The following is a 16,691-nucleotide window of genomic DNA, read 5'->3' as shown; positions in this document are numbered from 1 at the left end:
TCAGTCGGCGCGCTTGGCGGTCGCGGCTTTCTTGGTGGCGACCTTCTTCGCCGCGGCTTTCTTGGCCGTGGCTTTCTTCGCCGTTTTCTTGGCGGCCGCCTTCTTGGCCGCGGTCTTCTTGGCCACGGTCTTCTTCGCGGCCGTCTTCGTCACGGCCGCATCCTTGGCGACGGCTTTCTTCGCCGAGGCCTTCTTCGTGGCGGTCTTCTTGGCGGCTTTGCCACCGCGAGGCTTCTTCACCGGCGCGGCGGCGAGCAGTTCGGCGCATTCGGCGTCGGTCAGCGTCTTGGGCTCGCGATCCTTCGGGATGCGCGCGTTCTTCTCGCCGTCGGTGATGTACGGGCCGTAGCGGCCGTTGAGCACCTGCACGCCGTTGCCGAAGTCGAGGATGATGCGGTTGGCGATGGCTTCGAGTTTTTCCTGCACGAGCTGTAACGCCCGCGGCAGTTCGATCGTGTAGGGATCGTCTTCGGCCTTGAGCGAGGCATAGGTGCTGCCCTGCTTCACGAACGGGCCGAAGCGGCCGACACCGACGGTCACGTCCTCGCCGGCGTCGGACTGGCCGAGGTGACGCGGCAGCTTGAACAGCTCCATCGCCTCTTCGAGCGTGATGGTGTGCATGCTCTGGCCGGGACGCAGGCTCGCGTAGGTGGGCTTGTCGTCGTCGTCCTTGCTGCCGATCTGCGCATAGGCACCGTAGCGCCCCAGGCGCACCGACACCGGCTTGCCGGTCTTCGGGTCGTCGCCGAGTTCGCGCGCGCCCGTGGCCTCGCTGCGGTCGACGGTTTCGGTCTTGTCGTCGACCAGCGTCTTGAACGGCTGCCAGAAGCGCTCGAGCAACGGCACCCATTGCTCTTCGCCGCGGCTGACCGCGTCCAGTTCGTCTTCCAGGCGCGCGGTGAAGTCGTAATCGACGTATTGCGTGAAGTGGCCGGAAAGGAACTGGCTCACCGCGCGACCGACGTCGGTCGGACGGAAACGGCGATTTTCGAGCAGCACGTACTCGCGGCTGATGAGCACCTGGATGATGCTGGCGTAGGTGGACGGACGCCCGATGCCGTATTCCTCGAGCGTCTTCACCAGGCTCGCTTCGGAGAAGCGCGGCGGCGGCTCGGTGAAATGCTGGTCGGCTTCGATGGCCGAGACCGGCACCACGTCGCCCTGGGCCAGGCGAGGCAGGCGACGCTGTTCGTCGTCGTCGTCGTTTTTCTGGTCGCGGCCTTCTTCGTAGACGGCGAGGAAGCCGGGGTCGACCACGGTGGTACCGCTGGCGCGGAAGGCCGAATCCTCGACCGGGAATTCCACCGACACGGTGTTGAGCGTGGCGTGGATCATCTGGCACGCCACGGTGCGCTTCCAGATGAGCTCGTAGAGCTTGCGCTGGTCGTCGTTGAGGAACGACGCCACGCTGCGCGGCACACGCATCGCCGAGGTCGGGCGCACGGCCTCATGGGCCTCCTGCGCGTTCTTCGACTTGGACTTGTAGACCTGCGGGCCGTCCGGCAGCGCCTTGCGACCGTAATCGCGGCCGATGAGGTCACGCAGTTCGGCCACGGCGTCGTCCGAGAGCGCGACCGAGTCGGTACGCATGTAGGTGATCAGGCCGACATTGCCCTCGCTGCCCAGCGACACGCCTTCGTAGAGGCCCTGCGCCACGCGCATGGTGCGGCTCGTGGAGAAGCCGAGCTTGCGGGCCGCCTCCTGCTGCAGGGTGGAGGTGGTGAACGGCGGTGCCGGGCGGCGCTTGCGCTCGCGGCTGGTGACTTCGCCCACGGTGAAACGCCCGCCGGCGGCCCGGGTGAGGGCATCGCGGGCGGCGAGGGCATCGCGCTCGTTGGTGAGGTCGAACTGCTCGAACTTCTTGCCGTGCAATTTGACCAGGCGCGCCTCGAAGGCGCATTCCGGGTGCGCCAGGCTGGCCTGGACGGTCCAGTATTCGCGCGCCTTGAAGGCTTCGATCTCCAGTTCGCGCTCGACGATCATGCGCAACGCCGGCGACTGGACGCGACCGGCGGAGAGGCCCCGCTGCACCTTGCGCCACAGCACCGGCGAAAGGTTGAAGCCCACCAGGTAATCGAGGGCGCGACGGGCCTGCTGGGCGTCGACCAGGTCGTGCGACAGCTTGCGCGGGTTGGCCACGGCCTCCTTGATGGCCTTGGGCGTGATTTCGCTGAAGACCACGCGTTGGACATCCTTGCCGTCGAGCAGGCCGCGCTCCTTGAGGATCTCGCTGATGTGCCAGGAGATCGCCTCGCCTTCGCGATCCAAGTCGGTCGCCAGGTAGATGCTGCTGGCCTTGCTGGCCGCCTTGGCGATCGCGTCGACGTGCTTCTCGTTGCGGTCGATGACCTCATAGGCCATGGCGAAGCCGTGTTCCGGATCGACCGCGCCCTCCTTGGGCCGCAGGTCACGCACGTGACCGTACGAAGCCAGCACCTGGAAATCGGCGCCCAGGTACTTGTTGATCGTCTTGGCCTTGGCCGGCGACTCGACGATGAGGAGGTTCTTTGCCATGCGTTGATCGATTCCGAAGACCGCGGGTCGGGGGGACCGGCGTTATGTATATATTTAGTTGGAAACACACCGCCGTGATGGCTGTCAAGCGGCGAGCCCTAAACCACCCGCTGGTAGCGGTTTCCGGGCAGCGGTGCGACCTCGCCCTCGAGCTCCAGCATGAGGAGCATCGACGACAGGGCTCCGGGGGAGAGCCCGGTGGCGCCCACCAGGGCGTCCAGGGGAGCGGGATCGTAACCCATGGCGTCGAGCAGGCGGCGATATTCGTCGTCCAGGCGCCAGTCCACGCCCTGCCCGCGACGGCTGGGCGGCCGCGCGGGAGCCCGCTCCAGGCGGGCGCGCAGCTCCGCCCCCAGTTCCATGGCGGCCGGCGCCAGCGCGGCGAGGATCTCCTCCGGCCGCTGGACCAGGCGGGCGCCATCGCCGATCAGGGCATGGCAACCCTCGGCCAGGGGGTTGTGGATGGACCCCGGCAGCGCGAACACCTCGCGCCCCTGCTCGCCCGCCTGGCGGGCCGTGATCAGCGAACCGGACTTCACCCCGGCCTCGATCACCAGGACGCCCAGCGACAGACCCGCGATGATCCGGTTGCGCTGGGGGAAGTGATAGGCCAGGGCATGCGTGCCGGGCGGGTATTCGCTGACGATGGCGCCCGATTCGGCGATACGCTGGGCCAGGGCGTGGTGCTTGCGCGGATAGACGCGGTCCGGACCGGTGCCGATGACGGCCACGGTCGGCTCCCCGGCGTCCAGGGCCGCCGCATGTGCCGCGCCGTCCACCCCGTCGGCGAGGCCGCTGGTGACCAGCAGCCCGCCGGACGCGAGGGCGGCGGCGAAGCGGGCGGCGTTGGCCAGCCCCGGCGCCTGGGCCTGGCGGGCGCCGACGATGGCGACCTGCGGTCGCAGCAGGAGAGCGGCGTCGCCCTTCACGAACAGCGCCGCGGGCGGGTCGGGCATCGCCTCGAGCTGGGGCGGGAAATCCTCGTCGGTGCAGCGGAGCAGGCGGTGATCGGCGGCGGCCAGCCAGGCCAGATCCCCCGCGAGGGAGGCCTCGTCGGGATGGTCGAGCCAGGCCCGGCCGTCGGCGGTCAGCGACGCCGGGTGCCGGCCCAGCCAGGCCAACAGGCCCCGGGCGCCACCGCGCACGGCGAGGCCTTCGCGCAGCCGCCGGGCGCCCAGGCCGGGCGTGCGCAGCAGGAGCAGCCAGTCACGGAGGTCGTTGGCATCGGTCATCCGCCCAGTGTAGACGCGCAGGCCGACGGACCGGGAAGCGGCGCGGGGCGCGGGGCAAGGAGGGGCCCGGACATCGACAGGCGCCGGCCGATGTCGACGCCCCAACGGAATACCCCGACAGGCTTACTCGGGCGCGACGAGACGATCGCCGCGGTGGAACGGCCGCAGCGAATCCATCACCAGCGCATAGCTCATCCGGTCGAAGGTGCGGAACACCATCACGTGGCCCGCGTATTCGTCCGGCAACTGCACCTTCCGGCCCAGGTCACGGATCAACGAATTGCCGGAAACGTCGTCGGCGATACGGTCGCCCTGCGCCATCACGGTGAAGGTGGTGCCGTTGTCGACACCGTCCTTGCTGCCCGCCGAAATCGCCACGACCTGGTGGGCCCCGACGCTGTTCATGGCGTCGGTGAAGGCGATGACGCGCGCATCGGCCGGTACCGTCTTCGGCGCATGCGGGTAGTAGTAGGGGTCGTAGGGCTTGTCGTCCACCGGCATCAGGCGATCGCCCTTGCGTACCTCGCGGGTAGAGTCGACCAGCACCAGGCTGGACACGTCGCCGTTGGTGGCCAGCACCTCGGCCGTGCCGATCACGGTGACTTCGACGCCACGATCCAGGCCCTTGCCATCATGGGTATCGTGCGTGGTGTCTTCGCGCCAGGGCGACGGGTTCATCGTCACGTCGTCGTCGAGGCCGTCGGCCACGAAAGAGCCCTGGCCAGGGCGGGTCAGCCGATCCACGCTGCCGTGAAACCCCTGGTGATCGCGGAAGCGATGGGTCGGTCGCACGATCGCCCAGCGCTGGCCGGGCTGCGCGGTGTCGAGGTCTCGCGCGTAGACCTTGGTGCCGGGCGTGGCTCGCAGGCGGCTTTCCTCGAAGCCCACCACGTAGGGCGACTGCTCCACCGCATCGGCGTCCATGACGCGCATTTCCTTCAGGAAGGTGCGCAGCTCGCCCAGCGGAATCGCCGTGACCGGCTCGCCTTCGGCGCGCACGCGCGGTTCCAGGCCGATGCGCGGCGTACCGGTGCCGTCCAGCGAGAGGTTGAGCACGTCACCGGGGTAGATGAGGTGGGGATTGCGCACCTGGGGATTGGCCTGCCAGATCTCGGGCCACAGCCACGGCTTGGCCAGGAACCGCGCCGAAATCGCCCACAGGGTGTCGCCCTTGCGGACGGTGTAGGTGTCCGGATGGTCGGGCCGCAACTGGCTCGCCGCGGCGTAGACGGCCACGGTGAAGAACATGCCGCCCAGCAGCATGACGAACTTCTTGATCATGATGGGATTTCCCCCTTCCCCTGCGCTGTGGCGAGTGTAACTGAATCGTTCATCCGTACAAGGCGACCGACGCTCGCCGCCCCGCCGGGGCAAGCGTAGAATAGGGCGCCATCCTACAGGGTCCGTTCGCTTGGATTTCGCCGACTTGCCCGCACTTCACCGGGACGGCGCCGCCTGCGGCCCACGCAACGAATCAAGGTGACACCGTGTCCACCCTCCCCATCCTCGAATTTCCCGATCCGCGCCTGCGCACCGTCGCCGCGCCGGTCACCGTGTTCGACGCCGAACTCAAGCAGTTCGTGGCCGACATGTACGAAACCATGTACGCCGCCAACGGCGTCGGCCTGGCCGCCACGCAGGTCAACGTGCACAAGCGCGTGCTGGTCGCGGACATGAGCGAAGACCGCAACGAGCCGCTGGCGCTGATCAACGCCGAGATCATCGAAAAGGACGGCCAGCAGGTCTACCAGGAAGGCTGTCTGTCGTTTCCGGGCATCTACGCCGACGTGACCCGCGCGCTGAAGGTGAAGGTCCGGGCGAACGACGTCGACGGCAATCCCATCGTGGTCGAAGCCGAGGGTCCGCTCGCGGTGTGCATCCAGCACGAGATGGACCACCTCGCCGGCAAGGTGTTCGTCGACTACCTGTCGCCACTCAAGCGCGGCATGCTGCTGAAGCGTATGGAAAAACAGCGCAAGGCCAGCGCGTAGGCATGGCGGGCGCCTCCCTGCGCTTGGTGTTCGCCGGAACACCCGATTTCGCCGTGCCCTGCCTCGCCGCCTGCCGCGCTGCCGGTGTCGAGGTGGTGGCCGTTTACACGCAGCCCGACCGGCCCGCGGGCCGCGGCCGCAAGCTCGCCGCCAGCCCGGTGAAGGACGCTGCCCTGGCCGCGGGCTTGCCGGTCGAGCAGCCCGTGTCGTTCAAGGCCGACGCCGATCGCGCCACGCTCGCGGCGTACGCACCCGACCTGATGGTGGTGGTGGCCTACGGGCTCATCCTGCCGCGCAAGGTGCTGGCCATTCCCCGCCTGGGCTGCTGGAACGTCCACGCCTCGCTGCTGCCGCGCTGGCGCGGCGCGGCGCCGATCCAGCGCGCCATCCTCGCGGGCGACGCCGAAAGCGGCGTCGACCTCATGCAGATGGAAGCCGGCCTCGACACCGGCCCCGTGCTGATCGAACGCCGCACCCCGATCACGGCCGACGACACCGGCGGCAGCCTGCACGACCGCCTGGCGGCGCTCGGGGCCGAAGCGCTCGCCGAGGGCCTGCGCCGCACGCTGGCGGGCGAAACCCTGGTGGCCCGGCCGCAGGCGGGCGACGGCGTGGCCTACGCGCATAAGCTCGACAAGGCCGAGGCGCACCTTGATTTCTCCCTGCCGGCGATCGAACTCGAGCGCAAGGTACGGGCGTTCGACCCATGGCCCGTGGCCGAGGCGGAGGTCGCGGGCGAACGTTTGCGCATCTGGTCCGCGCGTGCCGTCGAGCGGCCGGCCGACGCAACGCCCGGCGCGGTGATCGCCGCCTCGCGCGACGGCGTGGACGTGGCCTGCGCCGAGGGCGCGCTGCGTCTGCTCGCGGTGCAACGCGACGGCGGCCGCCGCATCGGCATCGCCGACTACCTCAACGCCCGGCCGGAGCTGCGGCGGTCCAGCCCGTGAGCCGGCCGTCGGTGCGCGCCCTGGCGGCACAGGCCCTGGCCGATGTCGCGCTGTCGGGCCACTCGCTGCGCGACGTCGCCGACCGGGTGCTGCCCCGCCTCGCCGACTCGCGCGACCGCGCCCTGCTGACCGCGTTGCTCAACGAAGGCGCGCGTTGGTGGCCACGCTTCGACGCGGCGCTCGACCGCCTTCTCGACAAACCGATCCGTCGCCAGGAGCCGGTCGTCCACGCCCTCCTGGTGACCGCGCTGGTGCAGCTGGAGGTGCTCGAACTGGCCTCCTACGCCGCCGTCGCCGCCACGGTCGATGCCGTGCGGGAACTGCGCCGCCCGCGCCTGGCCGGTCTGGCCAACGCGGTGCTGCGCCGGTGGCTGCGCGAACGCGAGAGCCTTCTCGCGGCGCTGGACGCCGAACCGGCCACCCGTCATGCGCATCCGGCATGGCTGGTCCGCGCCATCGAACACGACTGGCCCGAGGCCGCCGGCGACGTGCTCGCCGCGGCCAACCGCGAGCCGCCCCTGATGCTTCGCGTGAACCGCCGCCGTGCCACGCCCGAGGCGGTCGCGTCGGCCCTGCGCGATGCTGGCGGGGAGGTGACGCCGCATCCCTGGCTGGCCGACGGCCTGGTGCTTCCCCATAGCACCGACGTGACCCGCCTGACCGGCTTCGCCGAGGGTCACTTCGCCGTGCAGGACGGGGCCGCGCAGGTGCCGGCCGACCTGCTCGACCTCGCCGACGGCCAGCGCCTGCTCGACGCCTGCGCCGCACCGGGAGGCAAGGCCTGTCACGCGCTGGAGCGCGCCGACCTGCGCCTGCTCGCGGTGGAAGCGGAGCCGCGCCGCGCACCGCGCATCCGGCAGAACCTCGATCGCCTCGGCCTGCACGCCGAGGTGGTGGTCGGCGACGCGGGCGAGCCCTCGGCCTGGTGGGACGGCACGCCCTTCGATCGGGTGATGATTGATGCACCCTGCTCGGCCACCGGTGTGATCCGGCGGCGTCCCGACGTACGCCTGCATCGCCGCGAGGCCGACATCGACGCCCTCGTCGCCCAGCAGTCGCGCATCCTGGCCGCCTGCTGGCCAACCCTGGCGCCCGGCGGACGCTTGCTTTACGTCACCTGCTCGATCCTGCGCCGCGAAAACGACGGCGTGGTCGCCGCGTTCCTTGACCGGCAGGCCGACGCCGAGGCGCTGCCTCTGACCCTGCCGGCCGGGCGCCGCACGTCGGTCGGCTGGCAGATGCTGCCCGGCGACGGCGACCTCGACGGCATGTATTACGCCTTGCTGAGCAAAGCGGCCCAACGCTGAACGAACCGAAGGGACACCCGGCCCGGCTTGCCGCGGGGCTGTTGTACCATCCCGGCTGTCCGCCGATTCCCGGTGGCACCGTACCGTCGCCTGCGTCTGCATGGCTACGGCGTTCCCGACGGGCGTTGATGGAAAACTCGCATGACCGCAGCCGTAACGGCCGCCGATCCTAGGTACACCTGGCGTACCGTTCTGCTCAGCGCGCTCGTGGCGATCGTCCCCCTCGCCGTGTCCGTCCCCTGGAAGGGCAAGGCGCTGCCGATGCTCGCGATGCTCGTGGTGGGCATGGTCATGATGGCGCGCTCCCCCGACACCCGGCTGCGCTACCGCCTAGTGCGCGCGATCGTCGTGGTGGGCCTGCTGCGTTTCGCCTACGCGGTCTTCAGCATCGCCTGGCACAAGCTGGGCTGGGGCGAACTGGATCTGCCCGCGCAGACGCTGGTGTTCCTGGGCACCGCCGCGGTGTTCACCGCGCCGCTCGATTGGCGCTGGATCTGGACGGTATTCGCCCTGACCACCCTCGTGCTCGGCGGTTCGTGCATCGTGCAGCACCACCTCCTCGGGGTTGAGCGTGCGTACGGCACCAATGGCGGTGACTGGAGCGCCATCGAGTTCACCATGGTCACGCTGTGCATGGTGCTCTTCTCGATCATCCGGCTGATCCAGCCGGGCGTGCCGCGCGGCGAGCGCGCGCTGCACGCGCTGGCGATCGTGGTGGGCGCCTACGGGGCGATCCTCACCCAGAGCCGCGGCCCGATGCTGGCGTTCATCCCCGCCCTGCTCGTGGTGGTCATCGTGCACGTGCGCCGCACCGGCCGCTGGCATGGCGCCGCGCTATGCGTGGGCCTGCTCGTGGCCGGCGTCATTACCGCCACCACCGCGCTTCACCATGAAGTGCTGCACCGCTTCGGCGAAGTGGGCGAAGAGGTCAGCACGTTCAGCAAGGACAACACCGCCGGCCCCGTGCGCGAACGCCTGGCCATGTGGGAAGTGGCGGGCAAGGCCTTCGCCGAGCACCCGATCGACGGCGTGGGCATCGACCAGTTCGGCCATTTCACCCGCGAGCTGGTGGCGCGCGGCGAGGCCAGCCCGATCATCGCCCGCTACGATCATCCCCACAACGAATACCTCGAGGCCGCCGCCACCGGCGGCGTGCCGCTGCTGCTCATCACGCTGCTCGTGTTCGCGCTGCCGGCGATGCACTTCATCCGCCGCCTGGACCATCCGGACGAATGGACGGCCACGCTCGCCACCGCCGGTCTCGCCCTCGTGGTGATGTACGTGCTATCGGCGATCACCGACAACGTGTTTTACCGGGCGATGCCGCACTCGTTCTACTTCTACCTCGCCCTCGGCTTCATGCTGGCCACGGCACGGCCCGTGCGCGTGGCGATCGGCGCGAGGGCGGAGGCCGCCCGCTAATGGCGCGCGTCCACCTGCTCGCCTGGGACAACCAGCGCGGGCTGTCGCACGACATCGCCGTGGTCGAGGGCGCCCTGCGCGAACGGGGCCACGAGGTCACCGTGTCGCGCCTGGGATCGCGCCGCTACGACGGCGCCTGGCGGCTACGCGGCATGCGTGTGCGCATGCGGCTCGCCTCCTGGCTGACCCTGGGCCGGAAACCCGCCCGCTTCGATATCAACCTGTCGCTCGAACACGTGCGCCCGGCCGCGTTCGGGCTCGCCCGCATCGACCTGTTGATGCCCAATCCGGAGTGGGTGTCCGGTCGAAGCCTGCGCTACCTGACGCGCTACGACGCCCTGCTGACGAAAACGCACGAAGCGACGCGCCTCTTCGAGGCGCGTGGATTACGCGCCATCGAAGTCGGGTTTCGCAGTCCCGACCGTTACGATCCGTCGGTGGCGCGCCAGCCGCGCACCTTCCTGCATGCCGCCGGCTCCAGCCAGCTCAAGGGCACGGCGACGCTCGTGGCGGTGTGGAAGCGGCACCCGGAGTGGCCGCTGCTCACCGTGCTTCGCGCCGGCGCGCCGGGCGAAGACGACGGCGGCGCCGCCAACCTGCGCATCGTGCGCGAGCGGTTGTCCGACGCCGAGGTCCGCCACCTGCAGAACGCCAGCCCGTTCCACCTGTGCCTGTCGCAGACCGAAGGCTGGGGGCACTATCTCGTCGAGGCCATGAGTTGCGGCGCCGTGGTGATGACCTGCGACGGCGCGCCGATGAACCAGATGATAGACGACACGCGTGGCATTCTCGTCGCCGCGCGCGAAGGCGAGCCGCACAACCTCGCGCGTACGTGGCACGTCGACGAGACGGCGCTCGAACGCGCCGTCGAGCGCGCCATCGCCATGGACGAGGGCGAACGCGCCACGCTCGGCCACCACGCGCGCTCGTGGTACCTCGCCAACCAGATGGCCTTCCCCGCGCGGATCGGCGCCTCGCTGGATGCGCTGCTGGCCGATGGACGGCGCGTCGTCGCCGGCGATACCGGCAGGCACCCGCGCTAGGGCGTCAGGGCGACGCGGCACGCTCCGTCGGTGACCGCACGTCCGGCGGCGCCGCGACAAACTCGGCCAGGTGCTGGTCCAGCCCCCGTTCGCAGCGCACGAGCCCGCGCTGCCGCGTGTCGTCGAGGATGCGGTCGTTCGGGTTGTCGACCACGTTCTTGCGCGTGCGGTGGTAGAGGTGCGTGGCCAGGCCGCTGAAGCGCATCTCGCGACGCTGCAATCCGTAGTGGTAGGCGCGGTGGACGAGTTCGGTGTCTTCGCGGCCCCAGCCGGTCATCGTCTCGTTGAAACCATTGATGGCGATGAGGTCGTCGCGCCAGAACCCCATGTTGCAGCTCTTGATGCCGCGCGTCTTGCGGACCGGCGTCGCGTAGAGGCGCGCCAGCCACGGCAGGCGCAAGGTATGGCGGCGACGTTCGATGCCCGGGGTGAAGAACGTGGCGCGGACGCTACCGTCGGCCAACATGCGGGCGGTCAGGGCCTCGTCGCTGAGCACCCGCGAGCCCTGCACGTAGCAGCCTTTCATGGCGAAGGCCTCGTGGTCGGCCACGAAGTGCGGTTCGGCGACCATGTCGCCGTCGAGCAGGATGATGTAATCGCCCGTGGCGGCGGCGATGGCGCGGTTGCGGGCGCGACTCATGCGCGCGCCGTCGTCGGGCTGCCACACATGCACCAGGCGCGTCGGAAACGTGGCGGCCACCCGCTCGATCACGGCGCGGGTATCGGGCCGTGAGCCGTCGTCGGTGACGATGACTTCGTCGGGCAGCCGGGTCTGCCGGGCCAGCGCCTCGAGCACGCGCTCCAGGGCGGTGGGCCAGTTGTAGGTGAGGATGGCGACGGTGATGCGCATGGCCGGGAAGCATAACGGGTTACGGCGATCGGGTAGACTTTCGCGATGCCGAACCTGCCCCTGACCCTTGTCGTCATCACCTATAACGAGGCGCACACGATCGCCCGCTGCCTCGACAGCGTGCCGTTCGCGGCCGAAAAGGTGGTGGTGGACAGCGGCAGCACCGACGACACGGTGGCCATCGCCCGGGCCCATGGCGCCCGGGTGGTACACCAGGACTGGCTCGGCTTCGGCCCGCAGCGCAACTTCGCCACCACCCAGGCCAGCCATCCGTGGCTGCTGGCGCTGGATGCCGATGAATTCCTCTCGCCGGAACTCGCCGCCGAACTGGAGACCGCCCTGCCGGCGATCCAGGCCAGCGCCGACGCGGCAGTGTACCTGCGTCGGCGCACCATCTATATGGGCCGGCCCATGCGCTGGTACCGCCCGGCGATGGGCGAGAAGATGGCCCGACTGTGGCATCGCGACCGCGCCCGCTGGACGGATGCCCGCGTGCACGAATCGCTCCGCTTCGACGGACCGTCGCGCACGCTGCGTGGCGCCTTCGATCACGTGAACAACCCCAGCCTGGTCGAAAAGCAACTCAAGGTGCTGCGCTACTCCGAATTGAAGTGCCGGGACTGGTACGACAAGGGCAAGTCGACCCGGATGTGGCAGACGCCGTTCGTCTTCCTGCTCGCGTTCATCAAGGATTACCTCTTCCGCCTCGCGTTCCTCGACGGCTGGCGCGGTTTCATCATCGCGCAGACCGCGGCCAGCTACGCCGTCTACAAGCGCATGCGCTACTACGAGATGCGGCACAACCCGGCCTCGCGCGACTCCGCGTCCACCGCCCTGCACCGCCACGGCCTCGACCGCGGCTCGGACACCACGACATGAAGAAGCACTACCTCCTTTACGGCTCCGAACGCTACGCTCTGGCCATCCTGCGCCCGCTGCAGAACGCCATCCGCGCGCGCGGCCACGAGGCGGCCTGGTTCTTCGACGGCCCCGGCGGCGACGATCTCGTGGAGGGCGAGACCTGGTTGCGCACCACCGAGGACGTGCGCCGCTACAACCCCATCGCGGTGGTCACCTCCAGCAACGCGGTGCCACACTTTTTCCCCGGCGTAAAGGTGGAAACCTTCCACGGCTTCGACGCGGGCAAGCCCCGGCATATCTACATCCGCGGCTTCTTCGACCTCTACTGCACCACCGGCCCGCGCGATAGCCGGGCCTTCGGCGAGATCGCGGCGAAGCTCGGCCATTTCGCGGTCAAGGAAACCGGCTGGCCCAAGCTCGATCCCTACATGGGCGAGATCGGCCGGCGTCCCGTGCCCCCGGTGCAGCGCCCGCCGGTGATCCTCTACCACTCCACGTTCTCGCCCTCGTGGAGTGCGGCCGAAATCCTCTACGACCAGGTGAAGGCGCTTTCCCGCGATGGGCGCTACCGCTTCGTGGTCACCTTCCACCCGAAGATGAACCCCGAAACCACCGCGAAATTCAAGGCATTGCAGAACGATTACCTTCGCTTTGCCGAGAACGACAACATCCTCGAACTGTTCGGCGACGCCGACATGATGTGCTCGGACACCTCCTCGGCCCTCAACGAGTTCCTGCTCACCGGCAAGCCGGTGGTCACGTTCAAGAACCGTCGCCCGGGGCCCCAGTTGATCGACATCGACGATCCGGCGCAGTTCGAGCCGGCGATCCAGCGCGCCCTGTCGCGCCCGCCGGAGCTCATGCAGGCGATCGACGATTACGCCAACGCCATTCATCCTTACCGCGACGGCCGCTCGAGCGAGCGGGTGCTCGACGCGATCGACGCCTTCATCGCCGAGGGGGCCCGCAACCCGCGTCGCAAGCCGCTGAACTTCTGGCGCAAGCTGAAGATCCGCCGCCGCATCGGGTACTGGGGTCCGGCCTGACGACCAGGCCTCGACGTCGCCGCCACCTGGCACGGCGTACGAATGGGGGGTCAGCCTCTGTTGGCGTGCTGCGTTTAGAATCCATGGTCCTTCAACGGTGACGACGCCCTTGTCCATCAGCGCCTATACCCGCTCGGAACACCTTCGTGCCCTGTGGCCCTGGCTGCCCCTGTGGACGGTCATGGCCCTGCTCGCCATCTTTTCGCACGGCCCCATGCCGATGTTCTCCACGCGCACGCTCGCCGTCGCATGGGAAATGTGGGCGCATGGGCATTGGCTGGTGCCGTATATCAACGGCGAGCCCTACAGCGAGAAGGTGCCCCTGCTTTTCTGGATGATCCACGCGGGATGGGCCGCGTTCGGGGTGAACGACGTGTGGCCGCGCGTGCTGGAGGTGATCTTCGGCGGCGTCCAGCTCGTGCTCGCCTCGGTGCTTGCCAGCCGCCTATTTCCGGCGCGGCCCTGGGTGGCCAAGGCCACGCCCTGGCTGCTGATGGCGTTGTCGTACTCGTTCCTGTTCGGCCTGCAGATCATGTACGAGGTGCTCCTCGTGGTCTGGGTGCTGGCCGCCCTGCTCTGCCTCGTGCCCAGCGCCACCCGGTCGCAGCCGCGCTGGTGGCTGTTCGCGCTCGTCGTCGGCGCCGGCCTGCTCACCAAGGGCCCGGTGATGGTCGTGCATGTGCTGTTCCCGCTGCTGTTCGGCCCCCTGTGGAACGACTGGGCACGCCAGAACAAGGCCCGCTGGTACGGCTTTGGCCTGCTCGCGCTGCTGGGCGGCTTCGCGATCCTGCTGGCATGGGCGATCCCTGCGGGCGAGGCGGGCGGCGAGGCCTACCGGCAGCGTCTGTTCTTTACCCAGACCGCCGGCCGCGTCGTGTCCAAGCACACGCAGGGCCTGCAGAATCATGCCCGTCCGGCCTGGTTCTACCTGCTCTACCTGCCGGTGATCGTCTTTCCGCTCAGCGGCTGGCTGCGCGGCATCGTGGCGCTGCCGACCGCGCTGTTGCGCAAGCCGTGGCGCCCTGGCACCGGTGCCGCGGTCGGGGTCGCCGCGGTGGCCCTGGTGGTGCTGCTGCTCTCCGCCACCGTCGCCTCGACCCCGGCCTGGGTCGGCAAGGTGCTCGCGGTGCTGGTGTTCGTGCCACTGTTCGTGGCGCTGATGCGCCAGCCGCTCGAGACTGGCCTGCGCTTCCTCGTGGCATGGCTGCTGCCGGCGCTGCTGACCTTCTCGCTGATCGGCGGCAAGCAGCTCTACTACCTGCTGCCGGAACTGGCTGGCGTCATCCTGCTGGTCGCCGCCTGCGTGGCCGACCTTCGCGAACGCCATAAGACCCTCGCCACGCACTACGCGCTCGGCACGTGGCCACTGTCGGTCGGCGCGTTCCTGCTCGCCGTTGCCTTGTTCGCGATGCCGTCGGTGGTGCCCACGCGATTCCCCGACAACATCTGGCTCACCGGCATGGCACCTTACGCGCGCTTCTTCGCGGTGGTGTTCGTGGTGCTCGGCGCGCTGCTGCTCCTGCGTGGCCGCGGCGAGATGCGTCGCCTGGCGTTCGCCGGCCTGGTCGGCACGGTGGCGCTCAATGCCCTGTTCACCATGGGCCTGTGGTACCGCTACGACCTCGCGCCCGCCTCGGCCTTCCTGGGCCAGGCCGATGCCGCGGGCCAGCCGATCGGCAACCTCGGCACCGAGTACAACGGCCAATACCACTTCGCCGGCCGGCTGATGCACCCCATCGCGCGGATCAACATGCTCCCTGGCATGACCGCCGCGCCGGACGACGATGACGACGACGCCATCCACGACGGCGATTCGCTGCACGACTTCGCCACGCATCATCCCAACGGGTTGATCGTGTCTTACGAGCGGCATCCGCCGGCCGAAGCGTTCCGCTTCGCGCGGCTCATCCAGCCCTCGCGCACCGGCTGGCTGATGATCTGGGACGCACCCACCCTCGATGCGCTCAAGTCCGGTCGCGTGCCGGACGAGCCGGCCCAACCCACCCTGCTGTTTCCGCAAGAGTACTGGCGCGGACGGACGGGCCTGCGATGAGCGATCCGCTCGTCGAGCGCCTGCGCACGCAGATCGGCGGCCCCCGCGACGGCGCGCTGCTTCGCTTTTCGATCGGCAACGCGCTGCTCGGCGACGGTGACTACGAGGGCGCGGCGACCGCGTTTCGCGAGGCGATCGGCTTCGATCCGAACTATTCCGCCGCGTGGAAACTGCTGGGCAAATCGCTGCTCGCGCGCGATGACGACACCGGCGCGGCCGAGGCTTGGCGCCAGGGCATCGCCACGGCCAACGCCCGTGGCGACATGCAGGCGGCGAAAGAAATGACCGTGTTCCTCAACCGGCTCACGCGAAAGGGTTGATCGTCTTGTAGGGGTCTGCGCGGTCGTAGGCCGTGTAGCGCTTGTAGTGCCACTGGTATTGCGGGAAGGCCCGCTCCACGCACTGCTCCACGCCCCGATTGAGCGCGGTGCACGCCACCTTCAGATCGGCGCTGTCGATGCCCTCCGGCGCCGGCAGCACGTGGATGCGATAGCCCGCGCCCTGCGGCAGACGCTCCGCGAAGCTGAAAAGCACGGTCGCGCCGGTGCGTGCGGCCAGTCGCGGCAACAACACCATCGTCAGCGCGTCGACGCCGAAAAACGGCGCGAACTCGCCCTCGCCTTCGCGCGGCTTCTGGTCGGGCAGGATGCCCACGGTGCCGCCCGCACCCAAACGCTTGAACAGCGTGCGCACGCCCGCGCCCTCGGCCCGCACCTGCTCGGGCGCAAGCTTGCCGCGGACCTTGCGCAACAGGGCCTCGATCGCCTGGATCCGGGGCGGCCGGTAGAGGATCGCCATCGGCGTCTTGCTGCACAGCCAGTAGTTGAGCAGCTCCCAACAGCCCAGGTGCGGCGCAGCGATGATCACGCCCTTGCCCGACGCCAGCGCCGCCTCGAACAGCTCGCCACCGATCACCTCGCGCACCAGCCCCAGGGATGTCTCCGCGCCGCCGCCCCAGATCGCCGCCACCTCGGTCACCGACTGGCCCGACGCCTCCATCGTCTCGCGAAGCAGCGCCGCGCGGGCCGCGTCATCCAGGTCCGGCCGGGTCAAGCGCAGGTTGACGGCCGTGTATCGCGCGCTGCGCGAGCGATTACGCACGGCCCGGCGACCGATCCAGGCGCCGACGGCATGCACGGTTCGCAGGGGAAACAGGCTGACGAGGCGCAGGAGGAGGTAGAGGAGGTAGATGTCGGGGCGCATGGGGGGGAGTTTAGTGGAGTGGGTATGGGGGGTGGGGGGGTGGGAAGTGGGGGCGTGGGGGCCGGCGGGCGGCAGAGGGCGCGGGTGGGGCCGCCACACCACCCACCCGACTCCAGCGCCAGCGCAGCGCTACCCACGCCCTCTCCCGCCCGCCGGCTCGCACGCCCCCACTTCCCATCCCCCATCCCCCATCCCCCATCCCCACCCCTTAAGCTATCCCCC

Annotated in this window: 14 protein-coding genes; 9 read left to right on the top strand and 5 right to left on the bottom strand. The window is 69.4% G+C overall.

Annotated elements, in window-relative coordinates; genetic code table 11:
* From PI246_RS11420 to PI246_RS11410, 3 genes are all read right to left on the bottom strand, one after another.
* Complete coding sequence (locus PI246_RS11420) at window positions 1-2,514, bottom strand: DNA topoisomerase I (RefSeq protein ID WP_320551421.1); 2,514 nt, start codon at window positions 2,512-2,514, stop codon at window positions 1-3.
* Window positions 2,515-2,612: 98 nt separating this feature from the next.
* Entirely contained in the window at window positions 2,613-3,746 is a 1,134-nt protein-coding gene (gene dprA, locus PI246_RS11415) for a DNA-processing protein DprA (protein WP_320551420.1), read from the bottom strand.
* Between the two features lie 123 nt (window positions 3,747-3,869).
* Window positions 3,870-5,027, bottom strand: coding sequence for a LysM peptidoglycan-binding domain-containing protein (locus tag PI246_RS11410; protein WP_320551419.1), 1,158 nt, complete (start codon window positions 5,025-5,027; stop codon window positions 3,870-3,872).
* 206 nt (window positions 5,028-5,233) lie between these two features.
* Between PI246_RS11410 and def the strand changes: the two genes are divergently transcribed.
* From def to PI246_RS11385, 5 genes are all read left to right on the top strand, one after another.
* Window positions 5,234-5,737, top strand: a complete 504-nt coding sequence (gene def, locus PI246_RS11405; RefSeq protein WP_320551418.1) for a peptide deformylase — start codon at window positions 5,234-5,236, stop codon at window positions 5,735-5,737.
* A 2-nt stretch (window positions 5,738-5,739) separates the two neighbouring features.
* Window positions 5,740-6,684, top strand: coding sequence for a methionyl-tRNA formyltransferase (gene fmt / locus PI246_RS11400; protein ID WP_320551417.1), 945 nt, complete (start codon window positions 5,740-5,742; stop codon window positions 6,682-6,684).
* A complete protein-coding gene (rsmB, locus tag PI246_RS11395) occupies window positions 6,681-7,991 on the top strand; it encodes a 16S rRNA (cytosine(967)-C(5))-methyltransferase RsmB (RefSeq protein WP_320551416.1) in 1,311 nt (436 codons plus the stop codon). The genes fmt and rsmB overlap by 4 nt, the downstream gene beginning before the upstream one ends.
* 141 nt (window positions 7,992-8,132) lie before the next feature.
* On the top strand, window positions 8,133-9,413 hold the full coding sequence (locus tag PI246_RS11390; protein ID WP_320551415.1) for an O-antigen ligase family protein: 1,281 nt from the start codon (window positions 8,133-8,135) through the stop codon (window positions 9,411-9,413).
* A complete protein-coding gene (locus PI246_RS11385) occupies window positions 9,413-10,456 on the top strand; it encodes a glycosyltransferase (RefSeq protein ID WP_320551414.1) in 1,044 nt (347 codons plus the stop codon). The genes PI246_RS11390 and PI246_RS11385 overlap by 1 nt, the downstream gene beginning before the upstream one ends.
* Window positions 10,457-10,460: 4 nt before the next feature.
* Here PI246_RS11385 and PI246_RS11380 read toward each other — a convergent pair whose 3' ends face one another.
* Entirely contained in the window at window positions 10,461-11,306 is an 846-nt protein-coding gene (locus PI246_RS11380) for a glycosyltransferase family 2 protein (RefSeq protein WP_320551413.1), read from the bottom strand.
* 45 nt (window positions 11,307-11,351) lie between these two features.
* Here PI246_RS11380 and PI246_RS11375 point away from each other — a divergent pair, with 45 nt between their 5' ends.
* The 4 genes from PI246_RS11375 (at window position 11,352) to PI246_RS11360 (ending at window position 15,586) form a co-directional block, all read left to right on the top strand.
* Complete coding sequence (locus tag PI246_RS11375) at window positions 11,352-12,185, top strand: glycosyltransferase family 2 protein (protein WP_320551412.1); 834 nt, start codon at window positions 11,352-11,354, stop codon at window positions 12,183-12,185.
* Window positions 12,182-13,213: a CDP-glycerol glycerophosphotransferase family protein gene (locus PI246_RS11370; protein ID WP_320551411.1), complete on the top strand. Its 1,032-nt coding sequence runs from the start codon at window positions 12,182-12,184 to the stop codon at window positions 13,211-13,213. The genes PI246_RS11375 and PI246_RS11370 overlap by 4 nt, the downstream gene beginning before the upstream one ends.
* A gap of 109 nt (window positions 13,214-13,322) precedes the next feature.
* Window positions 13,323-15,266, top strand: a complete 1,944-nt coding sequence (locus PI246_RS11365) for an ArnT family glycosyltransferase (protein WP_320551410.1) — start codon at window positions 13,323-13,325, stop codon at window positions 15,264-15,266.
* Window positions 15,263-15,586 (top strand): tetratricopeptide repeat protein, encoded by a 324-nt coding sequence (locus PI246_RS11360; RefSeq protein ID WP_320551409.1) that lies wholly within the window; start codon window positions 15,263-15,265, stop codon window positions 15,584-15,586. The genes PI246_RS11365 and PI246_RS11360 overlap by 4 nt, the downstream gene beginning before the upstream one ends.
* Here PI246_RS11360 and PI246_RS11355 read toward each other — a convergent pair.
* Window positions 15,570-16,469 carry an LpxL/LpxP family acyltransferase gene (locus tag PI246_RS11355; protein ID WP_320551408.1) on the bottom strand — a complete coding sequence of 300 codons (900 nt, stop codon included), beginning with the start codon at window positions 16,467-16,469 and terminating at the stop codon, window positions 15,570-15,572. The genes PI246_RS11360 and PI246_RS11355 overlap by 17 nt on opposite strands.
* Window positions 16,470-16,691: the final 222 nt, after the last annotated feature.

The organism is Luteibacter sahnii (assembly GCF_034063545.1).
In the GTDB taxonomy this organism is placed as follows: Bacteria; Pseudomonadota; Gammaproteobacteria; order Xanthomonadales; family Rhodanobacteraceae; genus Luteibacter; species Luteibacter sahnii.
Note: the sequence above shows the minus strand (reverse complement) of the source record. Positions and strands in the feature narration are given on the sequence as shown.

Excerpts from the sequence above, each read along its gene's own strand:
- PI246_RS11420 (WP_320551421.1), bottom strand. The coding sequence starts at position 2,514 with ATGGCAAAGAACCTCCTCATCGTCGAGTCGCCGGCCAAGGCCAAGACG.
- dprA (WP_320551420.1), bottom strand. The coding sequence starts at position 3,746 with ATGACCGATGCCAACGACCTCCGTGACTGGCTGCTCCTGCTGCGCACG.
- PI246_RS11410 (WP_320551419.1), bottom strand. The coding sequence starts at position 5,027 with ATGATCAAGAAGTTCGTCATGCTGCTGGGCGGCATGTTCTTCACCGTG.
- fmt (WP_320551417.1), top strand. The coding sequence starts at position 5,740 with ATGGCGGGCGCCTCCCTGCGCTTGGTGTTCGCCGGAACACCCGATTTC.
- PI246_RS11390 (WP_320551415.1), top strand. The coding sequence starts at position 8,133 with ATGACCGCAGCCGTAACGGCCGCCGATCCTAGGTACACCTGGCGTACC.
- PI246_RS11385 (WP_320551414.1), top strand. The coding sequence starts at position 9,413 with ATGGCGCGCGTCCACCTGCTCGCCTGGGACAACCAGCGCGGGCTGTCG.
- PI246_RS11380 (WP_320551413.1), bottom strand. The coding sequence starts at position 11,306 with ATGCGCATCACCGTCGCCATCCTCACCTACAACTGGCCCACCGCCCTG.
- PI246_RS11375 (WP_320551412.1), top strand. The coding sequence starts at position 11,352 with ATGCCGAACCTGCCCCTGACCCTTGTCGTCATCACCTATAACGAGGCG.
- PI246_RS11370 (WP_320551411.1), top strand. The coding sequence starts at position 12,182 with ATGAAGAAGCACTACCTCCTTTACGGCTCCGAACGCTACGCTCTGGCC.
- PI246_RS11360 (WP_320551409.1), top strand. The coding sequence starts at position 15,263 with ATGAGCGATCCGCTCGTCGAGCGCCTGCGCACGCAGATCGGCGGCCCC.
- PI246_RS11355 (WP_320551408.1), bottom strand. The coding sequence starts at position 16,469 with ATGCGCCCCGACATCTACCTCCTCTACCTCCTCCTGCGCCTCGTCAGC.